Annotated in this window: 23 protein-coding genes; 16 read left to right on the plus strand and 7 right to left on the minus strand. The window is 54.4% G+C overall.

Annotation, left to right across the window (positions count from 1 at the left end; genetic code table 11):
* Positions 1-145: 145 nt before the first annotated feature.
* Positions 146-424 (plus strand): cell division protein FtsB, encoded by a 279-nt coding sequence (gene ftsB / locus RGW60_RS02180; RefSeq protein ID WP_322168092.1) that lies wholly within the window; start codon positions 146-148, stop codon positions 422-424.
* Positions 421-1,122: a 2-C-methyl-D-erythritol 4-phosphate cytidylyltransferase gene (gene ispD, locus RGW60_RS02185; RefSeq protein ID WP_322201723.1), complete on the plus strand. Its 702-nt coding sequence runs from the start codon at positions 421-423 to the stop codon at positions 1,120-1,122. The genes ftsB and ispD overlap by 4 nt, the downstream gene beginning before the upstream one ends.
* 8 nt (positions 1,123-1,130) lie before the next feature.
* Here the strand turns inward: ispD and RGW60_RS02190 are convergent, their stop codons facing one another.
* Positions 1,131-2,036 (minus strand): LysR substrate-binding domain-containing protein, encoded by a 906-nt coding sequence (locus tag RGW60_RS02190; RefSeq protein WP_322201725.1) that lies wholly within the window; start codon positions 2,034-2,036, stop codon positions 1,131-1,133.
* 103 nt (positions 2,037-2,139) lie between these two features.
* On the opposite strand from RGW60_RS02190, the gene RGW60_RS02195 reads away from it, so the two are divergent.
* The 8 genes from RGW60_RS02195 (at position 2,140) to rpoS (ending at position 9,347) form a co-directional block, all read left to right on the plus strand.
* A complete protein-coding gene (locus RGW60_RS02195; protein WP_322201727.1) occupies positions 2,140-3,252 on the plus strand; it encodes an S-(hydroxymethyl)glutathione dehydrogenase/class III alcohol dehydrogenase in 1,113 nt (370 codons plus the stop codon).
* 84 nt (positions 3,253-3,336) lie between these two features.
* Complete coding sequence (fghA, locus tag RGW60_RS02200; protein WP_322201729.1) at positions 3,337-4,182, plus strand: S-formylglutathione hydrolase; 846 nt, start codon at positions 3,337-3,339, stop codon at positions 4,180-4,182.
* Between the two features lie 52 nt (positions 4,183-4,234).
* On the plus strand, positions 4,235-4,708 hold the full coding sequence (ispF, locus tag RGW60_RS02205; protein WP_322201731.1) for a 2-C-methyl-D-erythritol 2,4-cyclodiphosphate synthase: 474 nt from the start codon (positions 4,235-4,237) through the stop codon (positions 4,706-4,708).
* Positions 4,705-5,763 carry a tRNA pseudouridine(13) synthase TruD gene (gene truD / locus RGW60_RS02210; RefSeq protein ID WP_322201733.1) on the plus strand — a complete coding sequence of 353 codons (1,059 nt, stop codon included), beginning with the start codon at positions 4,705-4,707 and terminating at the stop codon, positions 5,761-5,763. The genes ispF and truD overlap by 4 nt, the downstream gene beginning before the upstream one ends.
* A complete protein-coding gene (gene surE, locus RGW60_RS02215) occupies positions 5,751-6,500 on the plus strand; it encodes a 5'/3'-nucleotidase SurE (RefSeq protein ID WP_322201735.1) in 750 nt (249 codons plus the stop codon). Before truD ends, surE begins: the two co-directional genes overlap by 13 nt.
* A 41-nt stretch (positions 6,501-6,541) precedes the next feature.
* Positions 6,542-7,177 carry a protein-L-isoaspartate(D-aspartate) O-methyltransferase gene (locus RGW60_RS02220; RefSeq protein ID WP_322201737.1) on the plus strand — a complete coding sequence of 212 codons (636 nt, stop codon included), beginning with the start codon at positions 6,542-6,544 and terminating at the stop codon, positions 7,175-7,177.
* Between the two features lie 186 nt (positions 7,178-7,363).
* Positions 7,364-8,236 (plus strand): peptidoglycan DD-metalloendopeptidase family protein, encoded by an 873-nt coding sequence (locus RGW60_RS02225; RefSeq protein WP_322201739.1) that lies wholly within the window; start codon positions 7,364-7,366, stop codon positions 8,234-8,236.
* 106 nt (positions 8,237-8,342) lie between these two features.
* Positions 8,343-9,347 (plus strand): RNA polymerase sigma factor RpoS, encoded by a 1,005-nt coding sequence (rpoS, locus tag RGW60_RS02230; RefSeq protein ID WP_322201741.1) that lies wholly within the window; start codon positions 8,343-8,345, stop codon positions 9,345-9,347.
* Positions 9,348-9,885: 538 nt separating this feature from the next.
* Here the strand turns inward: rpoS and fdxA are convergent.
* Both fdxA and mutS read right to left on the minus strand, forming a co-directional pair.
* Positions 9,886-10,209, minus strand: a complete 324-nt coding sequence (gene fdxA, locus RGW60_RS02235; RefSeq protein WP_322206827.1) for a ferredoxin FdxA — start codon at positions 10,207-10,209, stop codon at positions 9,886-9,888.
* A 240-nt stretch (positions 10,210-10,449) separates the two neighbouring features.
* A complete protein-coding gene (mutS, locus tag RGW60_RS02240) occupies positions 10,450-13,017 on the minus strand; it encodes a DNA mismatch repair protein MutS (RefSeq protein ID WP_322206828.1) in 2,568 nt (855 codons plus the stop codon).
* A gap of 516 nt (positions 13,018-13,533) precedes the next feature.
* Between mutS and RGW60_RS02245 the strand changes: the two genes are divergently transcribed.
* From RGW60_RS02245 to recX, 3 genes are all read left to right on the plus strand, one after another.
* Positions 13,534-14,016, plus strand: a complete 483-nt coding sequence (locus RGW60_RS02245; protein ID WP_322206829.1) for a CinA family protein — start codon at positions 13,534-13,536, stop codon at positions 14,014-14,016.
* A gap of 102 nt (positions 14,017-14,118) precedes the next feature.
* Complete coding sequence (gene recA / locus RGW60_RS02250) at positions 14,119-15,177, plus strand: recombinase RecA (RefSeq protein ID WP_322168105.1); 1,059 nt, start codon at positions 14,119-14,121, stop codon at positions 15,175-15,177.
* Between the two features lie 12 nt (positions 15,178-15,189).
* A complete protein-coding gene (recX, locus tag RGW60_RS02255) occupies positions 15,190-15,657 on the plus strand; it encodes a recombination regulator RecX (RefSeq protein WP_322201743.1) in 468 nt (155 codons plus the stop codon).
* Between the two features lie 12 nt (positions 15,658-15,669).
* Here the strand turns inward: recX and RGW60_RS02260 are convergent, their stop codons facing one another.
* Positions 15,670-16,788, minus strand: a complete 1,119-nt coding sequence (locus RGW60_RS02260) for an LOG family protein (protein ID WP_322201745.1) — start codon at positions 16,786-16,788, stop codon at positions 15,670-15,672.
* A gap of 205 nt (positions 16,789-16,993) precedes the next feature.
* On the minus strand, positions 16,994-17,404 hold the full coding sequence (locus RGW60_RS02265; protein WP_322201747.1) for a quorum-sensing-regulated virulence factor family protein: 411 nt from the start codon (positions 17,402-17,404) through the stop codon (positions 16,994-16,996).
* 250 nt (positions 17,405-17,654) lie between these two features.
* On the opposite strand from RGW60_RS02265, the gene RGW60_RS02270 reads away from it, so the two are divergent.
* Complete coding sequence (locus RGW60_RS02270) at positions 17,655-18,365, plus strand: tRNA-uridine aminocarboxypropyltransferase (RefSeq protein WP_322201749.1); 711 nt, start codon at positions 17,655-17,657, stop codon at positions 18,363-18,365.
* Between the two features lie 86 nt (positions 18,366-18,451).
* On the opposite strand, the gene RGW60_RS02275 is transcribed toward RGW60_RS02270, so the two are convergent.
* A complete protein-coding gene (locus RGW60_RS02275; RefSeq protein ID WP_322201751.1) occupies positions 18,452-19,387 on the minus strand; it encodes a DMT family transporter in 936 nt (311 codons plus the stop codon).
* A gap of 223 nt (positions 19,388-19,610) precedes the next feature.
* Here RGW60_RS02275 and erdR point away from each other — a divergent pair, with 223 nt between their 5' ends.
* Positions 19,611-20,261: a response regulator transcription factor ErdR gene (gene erdR, locus RGW60_RS02280; protein ID WP_322201753.1), complete on the plus strand. Its 651-nt coding sequence runs from the start codon at positions 19,611-19,613 to the stop codon at positions 20,259-20,261.
* A gap of 81 nt (positions 20,262-20,342) precedes the next feature.
* Positions 20,343-20,708 (plus strand): diacylglycerol kinase, encoded by a 366-nt coding sequence (locus RGW60_RS02285; protein ID WP_322201755.1) that lies wholly within the window; start codon positions 20,343-20,345, stop codon positions 20,706-20,708.
* Positions 20,709-20,720: 12 nt separating this feature from the next.
* On the opposite strand, the gene RGW60_RS02290 is transcribed toward RGW60_RS02285, so the two are convergent.
* Positions 20,721-21,647, minus strand: a complete 927-nt coding sequence (locus tag RGW60_RS02290; RefSeq protein WP_322201757.1) for a LysR family transcriptional regulator — start codon at positions 21,645-21,647, stop codon at positions 20,721-20,723.
* Between the last annotated feature and the right edge of the window lie 28 nt (positions 21,648-21,675).

A 21,675-nucleotide genomic window follows, 5' to 3' on the forward strand; every position in this document is an offset into this window, starting at 1 on the left:
AAAGACGACGGGCACAATACGAAAAGTCGATTAACCGACGATTCTGTCCGTATATGAGTGATCGGACCCGGCTATCGGGTTCGATGCCCTCACTGCTTTAATGTGTCGGCACCGCTGTCTTTTTCCACTGAGTACCTGATATTCAATGCGCAGTCCTAACTGGTTGTTCCTGATCTTGCTCCTGCTGCTGGCTGGCCTGCAGTACCGCTTGTGGGTGGGTAATGGAAGCTTGGCGCAAGTGGCCAGTCTGTCTCAGCAAATTGCTGATCAGCATGCGGAAAACGATGCTTTGCTCGAACGTAACCGTATTCTCGACGCGGAAGTGTTGGAGCTGAAAAAAGGCATGGAGACCGTTGAAGAACGTGCTCGCCATGAACTTGGCATGGTTAAAGACGGCGAAACCCTCTATCAGTTGGCCCAATGATTTGCGCGTTGCCTGCCTTCTGGGCAGTTGTTCCCGCCGCTGGTATCGGCGCTCGCATGGCAGCTGACCGTCCTAAGCAGTATTTGCAGCTGGGCGGCCTCACTATTCTTGAACACAGCCTCAATTGTTTTCTCGATCACCCCCAGCTCCTGGGCTTGGTGATCAGTTTGGCTGTAGATGATCCCTATTGGCCAAGCTTGGCGTGCGCTGCAGATCCACGAATTCAGCGCGCTGCGGGTGGACGGGAACGGGCGGACTCGGTGCTTAACGCATTGCTGTATTTGCACGTGAACGGTGCCCATGATGACGATTGGGTGTTGGTTCACGACGCTGCACGCCCGAATTTGTCGCGTGAGGATCTGGACAAACTGTTGTCCGAATTAGCTGACGATCCGGTGGGCGGTTTGCTGGCGGTTCCCGCTCGCGACACTCTTAAACGTGCCGACAGCCACGGGCGCGTCACTGAAACGGTCGATCGTAGTTGTATCTGGCTGGCTTACACGCCGCAGATGTTCCGGCTTGGCGCACTGCATCGAGCGTTGGCCGACAGCCTAGTGTCGGAGGTCAGCATTACCGATGAAGCGTCCGCAATGGAATGGTCTGGTCAGTCTCCGCGACTGATCGAAGGCCGCTCCGACAATATCAAGGTCACACGTCCCGAAGATCTTGAATGGTTGCGTCAACGCCGTAAGTTTTAAGTCGGTCGCTAAATGTGATCAGCGCAATACTCCTTTCTCAGGGCCAACCCGGCCTTGAGATGCTCGACCAGTTTTCTCACCTTGGGTGACAGGTGGCGCTGCTGTGGATACAGCGCCCAGACGGCGGTATTCGGCGGTTGATGAGCATCCAGCAGCGAAATGAGTGCGCCGCTATTTAGGTGTTCAAGCACGTAATAGTCTGGCAACTGACACAGTCCGATCCCTTGTATTGCCGCATCGAGCACGGCTTGGCCGCTATTGCAGCGCCAGTTGCCCTGAACCCGTTGCGAAAATTCCCGCCCGTTCTGCTGTAGCAACCAAGTGTCGGTGCTGCCGATCAGGCAATTGTGCCGACTAAGCTCGGACAAGCTATGCGGTCGCCCATAACGTTCAAGGTAAGACGGCGAAGCGCACAGGTACATGCGGCGCGGCGCCAAGCGGGTGGCAACCAGTCGCGAATCTTGCAGGCGGCCGAGGCGAACGGCCAGGTCAAGACCTTCGTGAACCAGATCAAGGCTGCGGTTACTCAGCTCGATATCAACCCGAAGTTGCGGGTACAGTCCCATGAATACAGTCACCAACGGTGCGATGAAGCGCTCGCCATAGGCCACCGCGCAAGTCATGCGCAGCAACCCTTTGGGTTCGCTCGCTAAATCGCCGACCGCCCGCAATGCTTCCTCGCGCCCGTCTTGCAGGCGCTGACAATGTTGCAAAAACGTTTGCCCGGCTTCGGTCAGGGTGACACGTCGAGTGCTGCGGTAGAGCAGGCGTGTTTGTAGCCTTTCCTCAAGCCGGACGATTTGCCGACTGATGTGCGAAGACGAAACGCCCATGCGTTCTGCAGCAGCGGTGAACTGCCCGCATTCGGCGACTGCGACGAACTCATCCAATCCTTCCCAGCGGTTTGCAACCATCGATTATCCCTGCCCAGCAATAATGTTTTGCTTTTGGTCTGATTATTCTCCAAACGGCACTGTATTACACTGACCACCTGTATTTACTCGATGGAGAAAAATGATGATCAAGTCACGCGCCGCCGTTGCTTTTGAAGCCAAGAAACCGCTAGAAATCGTCGAAGTCGATGTTGCAATGCCCAAGGCTGGCGAAGTGTTGCTGCGGGTCGTCGCTTCCGGCGTGTGCCATACGGACGCCTATACCTTGTCGGGCGCGGACCCGGAAGGCATATTTCCATCGATTCTCGGCCACGAAGGCGGTGCAATTGTTGAAGCCATTGGCGAAGGCGTGACTTCAGTTGCGGTCGGCGATCACGTTATTCCGCTGTACACCCCTGAGTGTCGAAAATGTAAGTACTGCCTGTCAGGCAAGACCAACCTGTGCCAAGCCATCCGCGGCACTCAAGGCAAGGGTTTGATGCCGGATGGTACGTCGCGCTTTTCCTACAAAGGGCAGACGATTTTCCATTACATGGGCACGTCGACCTTCTCCGAATACACCGTGCTGCCGGAAATATCGGTCGCCAAGATTTCCAAAGACGCACCACTGGAAAAAGTCTGCCTGCTCGGCTGCGGGGTTACCACCGGAATCGGGGCGGTGATCAACACTGCCAAGGTCAAACCAGGCGACACCGTGGCGATTTTTGGTCTGGGCGGCATTGGTCTGTCAGCCCTGATTGGCGCAGTAAAGGCCAAGGCGGGACGGATTATCGCCATCGATATCAATCCGGAGAAATTCGACATCGCCAAACAATTGGGTGCCACCGATTGCATCAACCCTAAAGACTACGACCGGCCTATTCAGGAAGTGATTGTTGATTTGACCGATGGCGGTGTGGATTTCTCTTTCGAATGCATTGGTAACGTGCAACTGATGCGTGCAGCCCTTGAGTGCTGCCACAAAGGTTGGGGTGAGTCGGTGATTATTGGTGTTGCGGGTGCTGGTCAGGAAATCTCCACGCGTCCTTTCCAACTGGTTACCGGACGCGTCTGGCGCGGTTCGGCGTTTGGCGGCGTGCGCGGCCGAACTGAGCTGCCAAGCTACGTGGCAATGGCGCAAAGCGGCGAAATCCCGCTGGATACGTTCATCACTCACACCATGGGCCTGGAAGACATCAACAAGGCGTTCGACCTGATGCATGAAGGTAAAAGCATCCGTACCGTCATACATTTCTAATAGCAGCTACAAGCCTCAAGTAAGAGCACTGCGCATCATCTCTTGCAGCTTACCGCTTGAAGCTTACCGCTGGGAGAATCCCCCTTGTCCCTAGAAAATATTTCCTGCCAGAAAAGCTTCGGCGGCTGGCATAAGCGCTACAAGCATCACTCTGATGTGCTCGGTTGCGACATGGTGTTTGCCGTTTATTTGCCCCCGCAAGCGGAACTGGGCGGCAAGCTGCCGGTGGTCTATTGGTTGTCCGGATTGACCTGCACCGATGAAAGCTTCATGCACAAAGCAGGCGCGCTGCGGATCGCGGCCGAGTTGGGTTTGATTATTGTGGCGCCCGATACCAGTCCGCGTGGCCCCAACGTACCGGGCGATCCGGACGGTGCGTGGGATTTCGGTCTCGGTGCGGGTTTCTACTTGAACGCGACTCAGCAGCCGTGGGCCAAGCACTACCGCATGCATGATTATGTAGTGAACGAGTTACCCGTATTGGTCGAGTCGCATTTTCCGGCCTCGGGTCTGCGTGGCATTAGCGGTCACTCGATGGGCGGCCACGGCGCACTGGTGTGTGCTTTACGCAATCCGGGGCGTTATAAGTCAGTGTCGGCGTTTTCTCCAATCAGCAACCCGATGGATTGTCCTTGGGGTCAGAAAGCGTTCTCTCGTTACTTGGGGGAAGAGCGGTCTCGCTGGCGTGAATGGGATGCCTGCGCGCTAATCGCCGAGGCGGTTGAAAAACTGCCCATCCTCGTCGATCAGGGCGATCGTGATGATTTTCTTGCCCTTCAACTCAAGCCGGAAGGGTTAATCCAAGCTGCAAAATCTGCAGAGCATCCGCTTACGGTGCGCATGCAGCCTGGCTACGATCACAGCTATTTCTTCATTGCGAGCTTCATTGAGGACCACCTGCGGCATCATGCGGTCGCTCTAAGCGGTTAATGTGCAACAAAGTAGGTAGAATCACGCCCTGACTTTTTCGGGGCGTTTTTTTATGCGTATTGGCCACGGCTATGATGTGCACCGGTTTGCCGAAGGCGATTTCATTACCTTGGGCGGCGTGCGGATCGCGCACGGATTCGGGTTGCTCGCTCATTCCGATGGCGATGTGCTGTTGCATGCGCTCAGCGATGCATTGCTCGGGGCGGCAGCATTAGGCGATATTGGCAAACACTTCCCGGACACGGACCCGCAATTCAAGGGCGCTGACAGCCGCGCGCTGCTGCGTCGTGTGATGGAGTTGGTCAAAAAAAAGGGCTGGAAAGTCGGTAATGTTGACGCCACCATTGTCGCCCAGGCGCCGAAAATGGCCCCGCATATTGAATCGATGCGCGCGCTGATTGCTGCGGATCTTCAGGTTGAGTTGGATCAAGTGAACGTTAAAGCTACCACCACCGAAAAGCTCGGCTTCGTAGGCCGCGAAGAAGGTATTGCGGTTCACGCCGTCGCCTTGTTGCTCTGGGCATGACTGAATTCGAACTGCTCGGCCCTCGTGCTTATGGCGATGCGTTAGGCACTGCAGTGCTCAAAGCCACAGCCGAAGATTTTCAGGTCGACGAAGTGCTGGATATTCCCTTGACGGGCGATGGCGAACACTTATGGTTGTGGGTTGAAAAGCGCGGACTAAACACCGAAGAAGCTGCTCGCCGTTTGGCGCGTGCTGCCGGTGTTCCGTTGCGGACCGTCAGCTATGCCGGTTTGAAGGATCGACAGGCGTTGACCCGACAGTGGTTCAGCGTGCAGTTGCCCGGCAAGGCTGACCCCGATCTTTCGACGGCCCAGGACGGTACGCTGAAAATTCTGAAAATGAGTCGCCATAAGCGCAAGCTGCAGCGCGGGGCTCACGCCGCCAATGGCTTTACCTTGCGTCTGACCCAGCTGCATGGCGATCATGCGGCATTGCAGGCTCGGCTTGAGTTGATCGCTCGTCATGGCGTTCCGAATTACTTCGGCGCCCAGCGTTTCGGTTGGGATGGCGGCAATCTTGGGGAGGCCCGCGATTTTGCGGCGCGTAAGGCTTTGCCTGAACAGCGCGCAGTTCGTTCTCGATTGCTTTCCACGGCGCGCAGTTATCTGTTTAACAGGGTGCTGGCGGCCCGCGTGGCTGACGGCAGTTGGCAGCGAGCACAAGTCGGCGATCTACTGGCGTTTACCGACAGCCGCAGTTTTTTTCCTGCTGGCGAAGCGGAGTGCAGCGATCCGCGTCTGGCGATTCTCGACCTGCACCCGACGGGGCCGCAATGGGGTGAGGGCGACTCGCCCGCGACTGGCGTCACGGGTGTCTTGGAGCAATCAATTGCGGCGAGCGAATCTGACTTGCGCGACTGGCTGGTCAAAGCGGGCATGGAACACGAGCGTCGTATCCTGCGACTGCCCATTGGCGGGTTGACGTGGCATTATCCTGAACCTGACATTCTGCAACTGGAATTCGTCCTGCCGGCCGGATGCTTCGCCACCGTACTGGTGCGCGAACTCGTCAACCTGGTTCCGGTGGGGCTAACGGACAGCTCATGCGTATTCTGATTTCTAACGATGATGGGGTAACTGCGCCCGGTATTGCTGCGCTTCATGCTGCGCTGGCGGACTATCGCGAGTGCGTAGTCATTGCCCCTGACCAAGACAAAAGCGGCGCAAGCAGTTCGCTGACGCTTGACCGTCCGCTTCATCCTCATACGTTGCCCAATGGCTTCATCAGCGTAAACGGGACGCCTACCGATTGTGTGCACCTTGGGCTCAATGGGTTGTTGGAGAGCCAACCGGACATGGTTGTTTCCGGGATTAATCTCGGTGCGAATCTGGGGGACGATGTGCTGTATTCCGGCACCGTGGCGGCGGCTTTGGAGGGGCGTTTTCTTAAGCGTCCATCGTTTGCATTTTCGTTGCTATCGCGTCAAGTGGATAACTTGCCGACCGCTGCGCACTTCGCACGCCTTCTGGTCGAAGCCCACGAACAGCTTGATCTGCCACCGCGCACGGTACTGAACGTCAATATTCCGAACCTACCGCTTGAACATATTCGCGGTATTCAATTGACTCGGTTAGGGCATCGTTCTCGGGCTGCGGCGCCGGTCAAGGTGGTCGATCCGCGTGGTCGCGTCGGGTATTGGATCGCCGCGGCAGGAGACGCCGAAGACGGTGGTCCGGGGACTGATTTTCATGCTGTCATGCAAGGTTATGTATCTATTACCCCGTTACAGCTGGATCGTACTTATCCGGATGGTTTTACCAGTCTCAATGGCTGGCTAGAGGGGCTGCGTTGATGTCGCGTGAGCAAGATAGCTTGTTACGAAGAGGGATTGGCATGACCTCCCAGCGCACTCGCGAACGTTTGATCCAGCGCCTTTATGAAGAGGGGCTTTCCAACGCTCAGGTGTTGGAAGTGATCCGTAATACGCCCCGGCATCTGTTTGTCGATGAAGCGCTGGCGCACCGTGCTTATGAAGATACCGCGTTGCCCATTGGGCATAACCAGACTATTTCACAGCCCTACATGGTTGCGCGCATGAGCGAGCTGCTGTTGGCTGCGGGCCCGTTGGACAAAGTGCTTGAGATTGGCACTGGTTCTGGCTACCAGACGGCAGTGTTGTCGCAGTTAGTCGAGCGGGTATTTTCAGTCGAGCGCATCAAGGTGTTGCAGGATCGTGCGAAAGAACGACTGATCGAGCTTAACTTGCGCAACGTTGTGTTTCGTTGGGGGGACGGTTGGGAAGGCTGGCCCGCGTTGGCGCCTTACAACGGAATTATCGTGACCGCAGTCGCAACCGATGTTCCCCAAGCACTGCTCGATCAATTGGCCCCCGGCGGACGACTGGTCATTCCCGTCGGCTCTGGAGAGGTCCAGCAGTTGATGCTGATCATTCGTGAAGAAAATGGTTTTTCCCGGCATGTACTTGGTGCTGTAAGGTTCGTACCGTTGCTCAACGGTCCCCTCGCATGAAGGCTCGTTTAGCCTTTTAGTGAATTCTGGACAGCGATACAGGTCATACAGCTCGAAGGTCGGGTTAATGCAGTATCTTCATTTGGTGGTGTAAAGCACGGTTTTGCAAACAGTTAAGTATTAGCTGCCAGCCGTTATTACGGCACAATAGGCAACTTTAATTCAGTCACAGTAAAGGAGTGGCGGGTGCGTCTCACAGTCATTCAGCAGCGACTTTCTACAACTAGCATTCAGCGTTTGGTGATTGGCCTTGTCCTTGGTTGCTTGCTTGTTGGCTGCTCCAGTAGATCGCCGGGCGGTGCGCCGGTATTTGATCGCAATAAAGCTGCGCCTCAGCGACAGGCGGTTACAACTGGTCAATATGTAGTGCGGCGAAGCGATACGCTGTTTTCCATTGCATTTCGATACGGATGGGATTGGAAAGCGTTGGCTGAACGGAATCAGATACCAGCGCCGTACACCATCCATCCGGGCCAAGCCATTCGTTTTGATGGCCGCTCAAGCTCGGGTCCCGTTGTAGCCTTACCAGCAGTTAGATCGCAGATGGGCGCCTCCACGACAGGCTCTGGACCGTCAGGGTCGTTTAAAACGACTGTGCTTTCTCGCTCGGTTGGTGTTGTGCCGGTAGTTCTCCCGTTGAAAGAAAGCACTCCTGCGACAACACCGATTCAGTCTGTGGGGCATGCAGTGAGTGGCTGGGCATGGCCTTCTAATGGCATTCTGATTGGTAAATTTTCTTCAAACGGTAGTTTGAATAAAGGAATTGATATCGCTGGAGATTTGGGACAGCCTGTTTTAGCTGCGTCTGATGGTTCGGTTGTTTACGCCGGGAGTGGCTTGCGGGGCTACGGCGAATTAATAATCATCAAACACAGCGATACCTACGTCAGTGCTTATGGTCATAACCGTAGGCTGTTGGTTCGGGAGGGGGAGCAGGTCAAGGTCGGGCAGACAATTGCCGAGATGGGTTCAACTGGGACTGACCGGGTGAAGCTGCATTTTGAGATTCGCCGCCAGGGTAAGCCGGTAGATCCTTTGGAATTTCTGCCACACCGTTGATCGGTTGCCAGCCTGTTTCTTGCGTAGAGGGAACAGGCTCAAGCGTTGCCAAGGAAGATAAGGCGCCGCTAGAGCTTGAGGTCGAACTCACCAAAGGACTATAACAATGGCTCTCAACAAAGAAGCGCCGGAGTTTGACATCGATGATGAGGTACTCCTTATGGAGCCTGGCATCGTTTTGGACTTATCGCCGAACGAGGAAGCTGCGTCACCTCCCGTTCGCGCCCGAGCCAAAAACTCCACAACGCTCAAGCAGCACAAGTACATTGATTACACACGTGCGCTCGACGCTACCCAGTTGTACCTCAATGAAATAGGGTTCTCTCCCTTGCTTTCGCCCGAGGAGGAAGTTCACTTTGCGCGTTTATCGCAGAGCGGTGATCCTGCGGGGCGTAAACGAATGATTGAAAGTAATTTGCGGCTGGTGGTAAAGATTGCCAGGCGTTATGTCAATCGCGGTCTTTCATTGCTAGATCTGATTGAAGAAGGCAACCTGGGTTTGATCCGGGCAGTCGAAAAATTTGATCCAGAGCGCGGTTTTCGCTTCTCAACGTACGCGACATGGTGGATTCGTCAGACCATTGAGCGCGCCATCATGAATCAGACCCGTACGATCAGGTTACCGATTCATGTGGTTAAAGAGCTCAACGTATACCTGCGAGCCGCTCGCGAACTGACTCAAAAGCTAGATCATGAACCCTCTCCTGAAGAAATCGCAAATTTGCTCGAAAAGCCGGTATGCGAAGTCAAACGAATGCTTGGGCTTAATGAGCGGGTCTCCTCGGTGGATGTTTCGCTCGGCCCGGACTCGGATAAGACGCTGCTTGACACGCTGACCGATGACCGACCAACCGACCCTTGTGAATTGCTCCAAGACGATGATCTTTCACAAAGCATCGATCAGTGGCTTTCTGAGTTGACTGACAAGCAGCGTGAAGTCGTCGTGCGGCGTTTCGGTCTAAGAGGACATGAAAGCAGCACGCTGGAAGATGTGGGTCTTGAGATAGGTTTGACGCGAGAACGGGTCAGGCAGATTCAGGTCGAAGGGCTTAAACGTTTGCGCGAGATCCTTGAAAAAAACGGTCTGTCGAGCGAGTCTTTGTTTCGATAACAGAGTTTCGCCTCATCCAAGCATGCTGATGTCGTTCATACAAACTCCCCGACTGGTTCGGGGTTTTTGTATGCGGCTAGAAATCGTTAGTAGGTGAGTCTTGATCGGCTTTCTTATCGGTAGTTAGAACGGTTGTGCCAAGTAAAGTGGTACTTTTCAATGTAAGCCTTTGCTTATTCGTATTGTAAGTAATCGTGGTTTTTAGGTGTAAATTCGGCCGTATGATGCCTTATAAATATTATAACTAACTGATTTTATGTCTTTTTTTAGTAGTCATTAACTTTTCACGTATTTTTTTGAAAGATTTGGCGGGTTGCTCTCCACTCCTAAATCACTATTATTAGAACTGTGCCAACGGACAGGCACAGGCCGTCAAGGACGACAGTCATGGACATCGCAGGATGCGATTCATCAGGATGATGAAAAGGGTATAAAGGACTAGGGAAAAAATGTGGGCGGGTTATCCCGCCCCTTTTTTTACCCGTTAAAAAGCTAAAACAAAAAAGGCCCGCAGGGCCTTTTCAGTAGCCAGTGGAACTTAGCGTTCCAAATCCTTCAGCTTACCTTTAACGCCATCAAAGTCTTCGGCGCCGGGTAGGCCCTGTTTCTTTTCGGTGATATTTGGCCAGATTTCCGCTAACTCTACGTTTAGCTGAATAAATTCCTTCATGTCCTCAGGAACTTCATCTTCTGAGAAAATGGCGACGGCAGGGCATTCGGGCTCGCAGAGTGCGCAATCGATGCACTCATCCGGGTGGATCACCAGGAAATTCGGGCCTTCGTAAAAGCAGTCCACCGGACACACTTCTACGCAGTCGGTGTACTTGCACTTGATGCAGTTGTCGGTGACGACGAAGGTCATTTCTAGTTCTCTCCTCAGGCGGCGGTAGCAGAGCCCTTTCAGCAGGGTTGCCAAGGTCGGGGGAATCTCCCGGGCCGGGTGAAACATTTGCAGTCGGCAGGCAGACGTTCAGAGACCACGACGTATTGACCTGCTTTGGTTCGCAACGTACTCACTTGGCTCGGACGATCTGCGCAGTCAGGCTAAAAACCCGCAGCATCCCAAACCGCGCGGGATTCTAACAGCTTGTAACGAATCCCGTTAGATACGAGTTTGTAAGGAATACAACAACTCTAGCGCCTGGCGGGGTGTCAGATCATCGATTTTGGTTTTCGAGAGTTCTTCCAAGACAGGGTGCGGCAGACTGGCGAACATATCGCTTTGCTGTGGGATCGGCGGTTTTCCAGGTGCTGCCCGCGGGGCCTCATGGGGCAGACTGGTCGTTTCCAATCGCAGCAAGTGCTCCTTGGCGCGCATGATAACCTTCGCCGGAACCCCGGCCAGCTGGGCTACGGCCAAGCCATAGCTCTGACTGGCGGGGCCAGGCAATACCCGGTGCAAGAAAACAATGCGTTCGTTGTGCTCCGTTGCATTGAGGTGCACGTTGGTAACGAGCGGTTCGCTTTCCGGCAGTACTGTAAGCTCAAAATAGTGGGTAGCGAACAATGTGTAAGCACGCAGTTGTGCGAGACATTCTGCCGCAGCCCACGCCAACGAAAGACCGTCGAAAGTGCTGGTGCCGCGGCCGACTTCGTCCATCAGCACCAAACTGCGGTCTGTGGCGTTATGCAAGATATTCGCGGTTTCGCTCATTTCCACCATGAAGGTCGAGCGTCCGCCAGCGAGATCATCGCTGGAACCGATTCGGGTAAAAATTCGATCGACCAGGGACAACTCGCAATGGGCGGCCGGTACGAAGCTGCCGATGTGAGCTAACAACACAATCAGCGCTGTCTGGCGCATGTAGGTCGACTTACCGCCCATGTTGGGGCCGGTGATTACCAACATTCGAGTGTTGTCGTCGAGCGCAAGGTCGTTGGCGACGAAAGGGGTCGTCAGGACTTGCTCGACCACCGGATGCCGACCCTGCTCAATGCGCATGCACGGCTCATCAACAAAGCGCGGGCAATTCAAGTCCAGATGAAGCGCACGTTCGGCCAGGTTGTTGAGCACATCCAGCTCTGCCAAGGCCGCTGCGGTGTCCTGTAACGGCGCCAAATGGCCAATCAGGTCTTCGAGCAGCGCTTCGTAAAGCATTTTCTCTCGGGCCAGCGCACGGCTCTTGGCCGACAGTGCTTTGTCCTCGAACGCCTTTAATTCCGGAGTAATGAAGCGCTCCGCCCCCTTGAGGGTCTGACGGCGAATATAGTCAGCTGGTGCCTGCTCGGCTTGCTTGCTCGGAAGCTCGATGAAATAACCATGAATCCGGTTGTAGCCGACTTTCAAATTGGCCAAGCCCGTGCGGGCCTTTTCGCGGGTCTCCAGATCGATCAAAAACTGCCCGGCGTTTTCGCTGAGGGATTGCAGATCGTCCAACTCAGCGTCGTAACCGGTTTTCAGCACACCGCCGTCACGGATCACGGCGGGTGGATTATCAATCACCGCGCGCTGTAACAGGTCCGCCAACTCAGGGTAGGTGCTGGTGGTTTTCGCCAGTTGCTGGATATGAGGCGCTTCCAGTTCCACCATCGCGATTTGCAATTCGGGGAGTGCGGTAAGAGCATCACGCAAACGTGCCAAGTCACGCGGACGTGCGTTGCGCAGGCCAATGCGCGCGAGAATTCGTTCGATGTCGCCAATTTCTTTTAATTGCGGCTGCAGGTGTTCGAAGCGATAACGTTCGAGCAAGCAGGCAATCGAGCTTTGTCGAGCTTTCAATACCGCCAGATCCCGCAAAGGCCTATTCAACCAGCGCGTGAGTAAACGGCTGCCCATAGCGGTTTGGCAGCGGTCTACGACAGATTGCAACGTGTTGTCGCGGCCGCCAGCCAAGTTGGTATCCAGTTCAAGGTTGCGCCGTGTAGCGCCATCAAGCACCACGGTATCGTCCAAGCGCTCATGACGCAGGCTTCGCAAGTGCGGCAAGGCGGTGCGTTGGGTTTCTTTGGCATAACCAAGCAGGCAGCCGGCGGCACCTATGGCCAACGTCAGGTTCTCGCAGCCGAAGCCTTTCAAGTCTTGTGTAGAAAATTGTTGGCACAGGGCTTTTAACGCAGAGTCGCGTTCGAAGTCCCACGGCGCGCGACGCCGTGTGCCGCGACGCTTTTCTGCTGGCAAGCCTTGTGGCCAGTCGTCAGGGATCATCAGTTCAACCGGATTGACCCGTTCTAACTCAGCCAGCAGATTTTCCCAGCCCTTGATTTCAAGGACGCTGAAATTACCGCTGGTGATGTCCAGAACTGCCAAGCCAAACAAGCGTTCATCGCCTAACACGGCGGCAATCAAGTTGTCGCGACGCTCGTCGAGCAATGCTTCATCGCTGACCGTGCCGGGGGTAATGATCCGCACGACTTGACGGTCCACCGGGCCTTTGTTGGTGGCGGGATCGCCGATCTGCTCACAGATCACCACCGATTCCCCGAGCTTCACCAGCTTGGCGAGATACCCTTCAGCCGCGTGATAGGGAATCCCACACATAGGAATCGCCTGTCCTGCGGACTGACCTCGGGCCGTCAGGGTGATATCCAGCAGCTTCGAGGCCTTCTTCGCGTCCTCGTAGAATATTTCGTAGAAGTCGCCCATGCGATAGAACATCAACTGGTCCGGGTGCTGATTTTTCAGCCGCCAATACTGCTGCATCATCGGGGTGTGCGAGGAAAGGTCGGTAATTGCTTTATTCATCGGGTTTTAGGCGAATTCGTTAAAAAGTGTGAGGCAAGGAAAGGCACGTGCGAACGTTCATCGGCGTGATGAGATCCTACTGCCCGGCTGCTTGCTGCGATGGGCGCAAGATTACCACGCAGCATCTTGTGTTGCAGAGTCTGGCGGGGAAAAGCGCGGTTACGACTTCACCTTGGGCGGCTAGGCGGATAGAGCTACGCTGGCAGTGCGGTATCTCCTTTAAACACGATGAACAGGACGTTCAATATGAAAAATAAACGAGGACGGGATTCCGGTAGTGGCCGCTTTATTCCAGTAGACGAGGCAAAGAAAAGACCGAGAGAGACAACGGTCGAAACCATTAGACGGCCGGTCAAAAAAGAAACCTGTCCAGTGAGCTAAATTCTTGTTGCAAGGTTCGCAGTGCTTTCCGAAAACAGCGTTGCGACCCTTGCACCTAAAAGATGCTCGTGTACGGTATCTGCCCTGACGTGCTGTCTGATGCAAGACCTGTGGGAGAACGCCGTGGATGAAATTACTCAACTTGCCGCCGAACTTGGTAATCGCCTGCAATCGCTCAAGGCTCAAGTGACCACTGCCGAGTCGTGTACCGGTGGAGGGATTGCCGAGGCCATTACTCGCATACCGGGCAGTTCAGCTTGGTTTGAAGCGGGTTATGTCACCTATTCCAATGCCCAGAAAATCCGCCAGCTGAATGTGCCGACTGAACTGTTTTCCTCGGTAGGGGCTGTCAGTCGCGAGGTGGTCGAGGCCATGGTTTCGGGGGCGCAGGCTAAAAGTCAGGCATATTTTGCGGTCGCTGTCAGCGGAGTTGCCGGTCCTGATGGCGGGTCGGACGACAAACCGGTGGGCACCGTATGGCTTGCTTGGGGTGAAGGAACACAGGTTGTTTCTGAGCGTCGCCAATTCGAAGGTGACCGCTACGAGGTTCGCCGACAAACGGTTAAGGCCGCGCTAGAAGGGCTGATCCGACGTACTGCCAGATAAATACCAAAACGGGGGTAGGCGAGCGCTCAACCCTGTGGAATAATACTGGCTACTTATACAGTTATTGTGGCCGCGAGGCCTTATTGATACGAGAGGACTTCAATGGACGAGAACAAGAAGAAAGCCTTGGCTGCGGCCTTGGGTCAGATCGAGCGTCAATTCGGCAAAGGTGCCGTAATGCGCATGGGCGACCATGACCGCCAGGCGATTCCTGCTATCTCCACCGGTTCTCTGGGTCTTGATATCGCACTGGGCATTGGTGGCCTGCCAAAAGGTCGGATCGTTGAAATCTACGGTCCAGAGTCTTCGGGTAAAACCACGCTGACGCTTTCGGTTATTGCTCAGGCTCAGAAAATGGGCGCTACCTGTGCATTCGTCGATGCCGAACACGCGCTGGACCCTGAATACGCTGGCAAATTGGGCGTCAATGTTGACGACCTGCTGGTTTCGCAACCGGATACTGGTGAGCAAGCGCTGGAAATCACCGACATGTTGGTGCGTTCCAACGCCATTGACGTCATCGTGATCGACTCCGTGGCCGCACTGGTGCCTAAAGCCGAAATCGAAGGCGAAATGGGTGATATGCACGTTGGTCTACAGGCACGCTTGATGTCTCAGGCGCTGCGAAAAATCACCGGCAACATCAAAAACGCAAACTGTCTGGTTATTTTCATCAACCAGATTCGGATGAAAATCGGGGTCATGTTTGGCAGTCCGGAAACCACTACCGGCGGTAACGCACTGAAGTTCTACGCTTCTGTCCGTCTGGATATCCGCCGTACTGGCGCGGTAAAAGAAGGCGATGAAGTCGTCGGCAGTGAAACCCGCGTCAAGGTCGTGAAAAACAAGGTGGCTCCACCGTTCCGTCAGGCAGAGTTCCAGATTCTCTACGGTAAGGGTATTTACCTTAACGGCGAAATCATTGATTTGGCGGTGCTTCACGGTTTCGTCGAAAAATCCGGTGCCTGGTACAGCTATCAGGGCAGTAAGATCGGTCAGGGTAAGGCCAACTCGGCCAAGTTCTTGGCAGACAACCCGGAAGTAGGCGCAACGCTGGAGAAACTGATCCGTGACAAGTTGCTGACACCGGGCGTTGACACAAAAGCAGTAAGCTCCCGAGTGCCTGCTGACGATTTGGCTGAAGCTGACGTCGATATCTGATCGATAACGTCCATGGCTGTAGTGCTTGATACGCCTCTCGCCATTCGGCGTACTGCAATGGACCTGCTCGCACGTCGCGAGCATGGCCGGGTCGAGCTGACGCGCAAGTTGCGTCAGCGAGGCGCACCTCTTGAATTAATCGACCCAGCCCTTGACCGTCTTACGGAAGAAGGATTGCTGTCCGAATCTCGCTATCTCGAAAGTTTCGTCTCCTACCGTGCTCGCTCGGGCTATGGTCCTTTGCGTATACGCGAAGAACTGGGCCAGCGCGGCTTGCAGCGCGCGGACATAGAACAAGCATTGAAAGAATGTGGTTTTGACTGGAAAGAAAAACTGCAAGAAACCTGGGAACGCAAGTTTTCCGGGCAAATGCCAAGAGACATGCGCGAGCGTGCTCAGCAAGGCCGCTTTCTAAGCTACCGAGGTTACCCGCTGGATTTGATCGGCCGCTTGTTGAGCGGCCGGCATGACGATGATTAAGCGGTAGGCAGGCTACGTGACCTTCAGAGGCTTGCGTGCCTGAGTTTGCTTTTGCGAGGGGGCAAGTGCCCAGTTTTCAGGCAGATTGATGTAATCGACCAACTCTCGCAGGTGTCCGTTGTTTCGTCCGGTGAAGGAAAACGCCAGGCGGGCAAGGTGGCTGAACTGTGCTTCGTCGTGCTCTTCCCCAAGATACGCATGCTGGTGGAAATTCTCACTCAGGCACAAGTCAGCATACGTTGCTTGTATGTGGTCAATGGCTTGTTCGTTGAGTGGGTGATGCATGCGGATGACGAACTTGTTTTTCAGCCAGCGGCTGGAGTGGAAATTGTTGTAGAAGCCATTGATCTCTTCTACCGCTTCTTCTGCGCTGTAAACCAGTCGCAGCAATTTCATGTCACTCGGCAAGATATAGCGGTTGGCTTCCAGTTGGTTTTTGATGAAGTTAAGCGCTTCCTGCCAGAAGCTACCCCCCGGCGTGTCGAGTAGCACGATGGGAACCAAAGGGCTCTTGCCGGTCTGGATCAACGTCAAAACTTCTAGGGCTTCATCCAGTGTGCCAAAGCCGCCCGGGCACAATACTAGCGCGTCGGCCTCTTTGACGAAAAACAGTTTACGGGTGAAGAAAAAGTGGAACGGCAACAAGTTCTCAGTGCCGTCCACGGTCGGGTTGGCGTGTTGTTCGAAAGGTAGGGTGATATTGAACCCCAAGCTGTATTCCAGACCTGCGCCTTCGTGGGCTGCCGCCATGATGCCGCCGCCAGCACCGGTAATGACCATCAACTCCGAACGGGCCAACAGGGCGCCGAGCTTCCGCGCCAGCGCATAAAGTGGATGTTCCACAGGCGTGCGCGCTGAGCCGAAGACCGTTACTTTGCGGCGTCCTTTAAATTGCTCTAATACCCGGAAGGCATTTTCCAGTTCGCGTATTGCTTGCAGCGTAATCTTGGCATTCCAGCGATTGCGATCGTCTTGGGCCATGCGCAGGACTGTCAATATCATGTCGCGATAAAGCGGAAGATTTGGGCTATTGGGAGCAACCATACGGATTTGATCTTCCACCGTGCTGACGAGGTCAACACCGTCGCTCTGAAAATGTCGCGACAAAAGATCATTCGGTTCATAGGGCATTCAAGGTTCTCCTTGGCGGAACCATTAGGTGTCGACCACATGTTGATTGATCTTGTGCTTACATCGACAACACTGGCAACGAGTGATTACGGCAATATGCCTATTGATTGCGGGGTGGGGAAATAGCAGGTCAATGAAATGCGTGTCGACGATAATGTCTCCACGCATACACGATTAGAGATAATGCTCGAAGGTTTAAATATGACTATTTCTTCATCTTGCAATCAGCCGCCTTGAATACATGGGTCGCGACTGCACGGTTGGTTTTGTATTCAGTGAACTCATATTTAAGCAGTGCACCTTTGGCCATGAGTTGGCGAAAACCTTCATTGTTGCAAACACTGGAGCCCAGTTGATTGCGAACGACATCAGGGTTTGCGCGCATCTCTACGGCGTGACTTTCGAGTACGCTCAGGTGGTCGATGAGTTCTCTTCCTTCGACGGTATAACCCTGATCAAGGATATTTTCGTTTATCGCCCGAGGCGTACCGACGCTGCTCTGCGCCGCTACTTTTTCCAGCATCTTGCTCAGTTCGTAATCCTGTTTTGAGGCCGCTTGGGCGCCAAAGGGTACGATTAGCAAAAGTGTGAGGGTGGGGACGATGAGGCGAAGCATTGAACTCTCCTGATTCAGTGACTGGCCCTTGGACCATTGACGAGAACGTGCGTTCACCGGACGCCTGATCATTACAACCCAATAAGGCGTATGTCAGGCGGTAATTGCGCGGCAGTATAAATGAATGACTGCGCAAACAAAGTGTCACCTCGCCGCGGGCGCCGCATGTGGCTCTGATAAACTCTACCGACTTTTTTATTCAACGAGTTTCTGTTATGTCAATGTTCTCTATTTGGCGACGTAAATACCGATGAGTCATGCCGTTTCCCGCCTTCGTGCCCAACGCTTGGCCCGCGCCGTCAAACCCTTTGTAGCCAGGGGGTCTAGAGCGCCACGTTGCCCTGGATGCCGGGTAATCCCCAGCTACTGCCTATGCGCTTGGCGCCCGACGGCGGCAGCAAAATCAGCTATGTGCCTGCTAATGTACGACGTCGAGCCTTTAAAGCCGACCAACACAGGCTGGTTGATCGCTGATGTTATTGAGGAAACACATGCATTTGGCTGGTCGCGGACAGAGGTTGATGCCGAGTTGCCAGCGCTACTCAGCGATCCGCAATGGCAGCCCTACATCGTTTTTCCCGGCGAATTCGTTGCCCCGGAGCGGGTGGTGACGCAGGTGAAGCTTGAAAAAGGCAAGCGTCCTCTGTTCATCTTGCTGGATGCTACTTGGAGTGAAGCACGCAAAATGTTTCGCAAAAGCCCGTATCTGGATCATTTACCGGTGCTTAGCCTGGAGCCGGAACAGATCTCTCGCTATCGGCTGCGTCGTTCCCGCCGTGATGACCACTTCTGCACCGCTGAAGTGGCGGCGCTATGTCTGGAACTGGCAGGTGACCAAGCGGCTGGCGGTGTGTTGGATGCCTATCTTGATGTTTTTAGCGCCCATTATATGGGGGCCAAACATCTACTCCCGGTTGATCTGGAGGACGGGCCGCATACTTATCTGAAAGCTTTTCTGTAAGCGATGCCAGCAGGCCGTAGCCAACGTATTGACGAAGAACTCACTGCGGTGTCTCAGGCTTGCCGGCGCCCGAACAAGCTTGCCCCTTAATTTTTTCTCTCACGCGCCATTGCAGGGTGCAGCATTTTCACGGATGGCTCAGGTTTTTTGGGCCATAACTGCGCCAGTATCATTCCCGTTAACATTAATGCGCAGCCCAGATAACCTTTCAGATGCAACGATTCGTTTAGCATCAGTGCACCGGCAATCGCGGCAAAAACTGCTTCCAGAGAAAGAATGATCGCCGCGTGAGACGCTATAGCGTTTTTTTGCGCAATCACTTGAAGGGTATAACCGACTCCTACAGCGACCACTCCGCCGTAAAGTAACGCGGGGCCAGCTGCGATGATGGATTGCATATGGATGTCTTCAAAAAATAGGGCAATGATCAAACTAACGACGGAGCAGGTGACGAACTGCAGGAACGCCAAGCGGATAGGGTCGTGGCGACTGGCGAATAGGCTGACCAGGATCACGTGCCCGCCCCACACAAATGCCCCGATCAATTGCAGCCAATCACCGGTCGCGACATGGAAATTGTCCCCGACACTGAGCAGAAACATGCCCGCTACGGCCATCCCTGCCCCCAACCAAGTGCCCATTCCAGTCTTGTGTCCCATCAGTAATCCCAGAAGCGGAACTACAATGACGTAAAGACCGGTAATGAATCCCGCATTGGTTACGCTGGTAAACAGCAGCCCAACTTGCTGCAGATTGATGCCAGCCGCCAACGCAAGGCCCATTACCAGTCCGCCGAGTAACAAATTACGCGTCATAAAGGGTTCTGGCTTGGCCGCCTTGGCACTTGAGGGCCGACGCAGGATGAGCGGCAACAAACACAATGACCCCAAGGCAAAGCGCAAGCCGGTAAAAAGATAGGGGCCGATATGGGCCATACCTGAGGTTTGAGCGACAAAACCCGATCCCCAAATCATCGCGGTAAGGAGCATTAGAAGGTCGGCACGCAGGGCTTGTTTTTGCATCATAGTGCTCGGGTCAGGGGGTCGCAGACTGTGCCGGAAAGCGTTGAACTTGACCACCCCGACTTCGCTCGTCATCCTTGTCGCCGCAATGACGCTTGAACGCCGATTGTCTGGGCTTGGCGATAACCGTGCCAAGTCGGCGCTGTGAGTTTGCTGGCATCACTAGATGCCTTCGTGAGGACTGAATTCTTCAGCACTCACCTAAAAACAGGATCATTTATAAATGACATACGAAATCCTGATTGCCGATGACCATCCGTTGTTTCGCAGCGCACTGCGCCAGGCTGTGAGCCTGGGCCTTGGTCCGGATGTGAAGTTGGTCGAAGCGGAAAGCATTGCCGAACTTGAAGTCCATTTGGCGGACAAGCGTGATTGGGATCTGGTGCTGTTGGATTTGAACATGCCGGGTGCATACGGATTTTCTGGGCTGGTTCTGTTGCGTGGGCAGTACCCACAAATTCCGGTGGTGATGGTTTCGGCCCAAGAAGAGGCATCCATCGTCGTACGTTCACGGGAGTTTGGCGCCAGCGGCTTTATCCCCAAATCCAGTTCTCTGGAAACGATTCAAGACGCGGTGCGCACGGTGCTCGCGGGTGACGTTTGGTGGCCACCTCAGGTCAATGAAGCGATCAGCGTCTCACCCGAAGCCAAAGCAGCCAGCGCTGGGTTGGCCAGTCTGACTCCACAGCAATTTCGCGTGCTGACCATGGTCTGCGAAGGTCTGCTGAACAAGCAAATTGCTTACGAACTCAGCGTGTCGGAAGCAACGATTAAAGCGCATGTCACCGCAATTTTTCGAAAGCTCAACGTGCGAACGCGTACTCAGGCGGCGTTGTTGTTGCAGCAAATGGAGTCGATTCCGCTTATAAACTAATGGGTTATAAGATTAGTTATCCACGCTTTTTTGACCTTTGTTAAATTAGCTTTCGCGTCTTTTTTCAAGCAGTAGTTATCTATGTCGCCCTTCAAAGGTCAAACTGGTCTGAAACGAATTCTCAACGCCACGGGCTACTCATTCGATGGTTTGCAAGCAGCCTTCAAGGGTGAAGCTGCCTTTCGCCAGTTGGTACTGCTCAATGTCATTCTTATCCCGCTGTCGTTTGTATTTCACGTCAGCCGGGTCGAGCGGGCGGTGTTAATAGCGGTGTGCCTCTTGGCGCTAATCGTCGAGCTCCTCAACTCAGCCATTGAGGCAGCGATTGACCGTATTTCGTTGGACCTACATCCCTTGTCGAAAAACGCCAAAGACATGGGTAGCGCGGCGCAATTCGTTGCGCTGTGCATCATAGGTCTGGTGTGGGCGCTGATTCTGCTGGATTGATGGCCTAAAAGCTTAGGCAATATTGGGCAGCACGATTTCATCGCTGCGCTGTACGCCTGCGGTGAATGCCCGGCACAAGTCGAGAAACTCGCGGATGGCAGACGTCTGGTATTTCTGTTTGTGCCAGATGAAATAGAACTGCCGCGACAGGTCCAACTCCGGGGTTTCCACCGCCACCAGGCTGCCTCTGCGAAAAGCATCGCGCAGGGCCAAGCGCGAGATGCAGCCAATGCCTAACCCTGACTCTACAGCGCGCTTGATGGCTTCGGTATGCTCCAGCTCCAGCCGCACATTTAACGCATTGCGATGATGGCGCATGGCTTGGTCGAACGTCAGCCGGGTTCCCGAACCCTGCTCACGAAGAATCCAGGCTTCCTGAGTAAGTTCTTCCAAAGTTGCGCGACCGCGTTTCGCCAGCGGGTGCTGCGGTGCGCAGAACACCACTAGTTCATCTTCGACCCAGCTTTGCACTTCGATGTCTGGGTGTGTGCAATCGCCCTCGATAAGACCTAGATCAATTTCGTATTGAGCCACTTGCTGCACAATGTGCGCAGTGTTCTGTACATGCAGTTTGACTTGGCTCTCCGGGTGACGCTGCATGAAACTACCTATCAACAGGGTGGCTAGATAGTTGCCAATGGTCAGCGTGGCACCCACCGACAGGGAGCCAAAGCCGGATTTGCCGTTGAGCAGGTCTTCTATTTCCTTTGCCTGATCAAGCAACGCAACGGCTTGGGGTAATAACTGGCGTCCGGTTGCATTCAAGCTCAAGCGCTTGCCAGCGCGGTCGAACAGTTGGCAGCTGGATTGGCGCTCTAGCTCTGTGATCGAGGTGCTGGCCGCCGACTGCGACAGTGCTAAAAGGCCGGCAGCTCGCGAGACGCTCTCTTGCTGGGCAACGGCGACGAAAATCTGAAGTTGACGTAGAGTAAATCGCATATCTATATAACCGATAACCTATATCTTA

The sequence above is a fragment of the Pseudomonas sp. AB6 genome (genome assembly GCF_034314105.1).
Lineage (GTDB): Bacteria > Pseudomonadota > Gammaproteobacteria > Pseudomonadales > Pseudomonadaceae > Aquipseudomonas.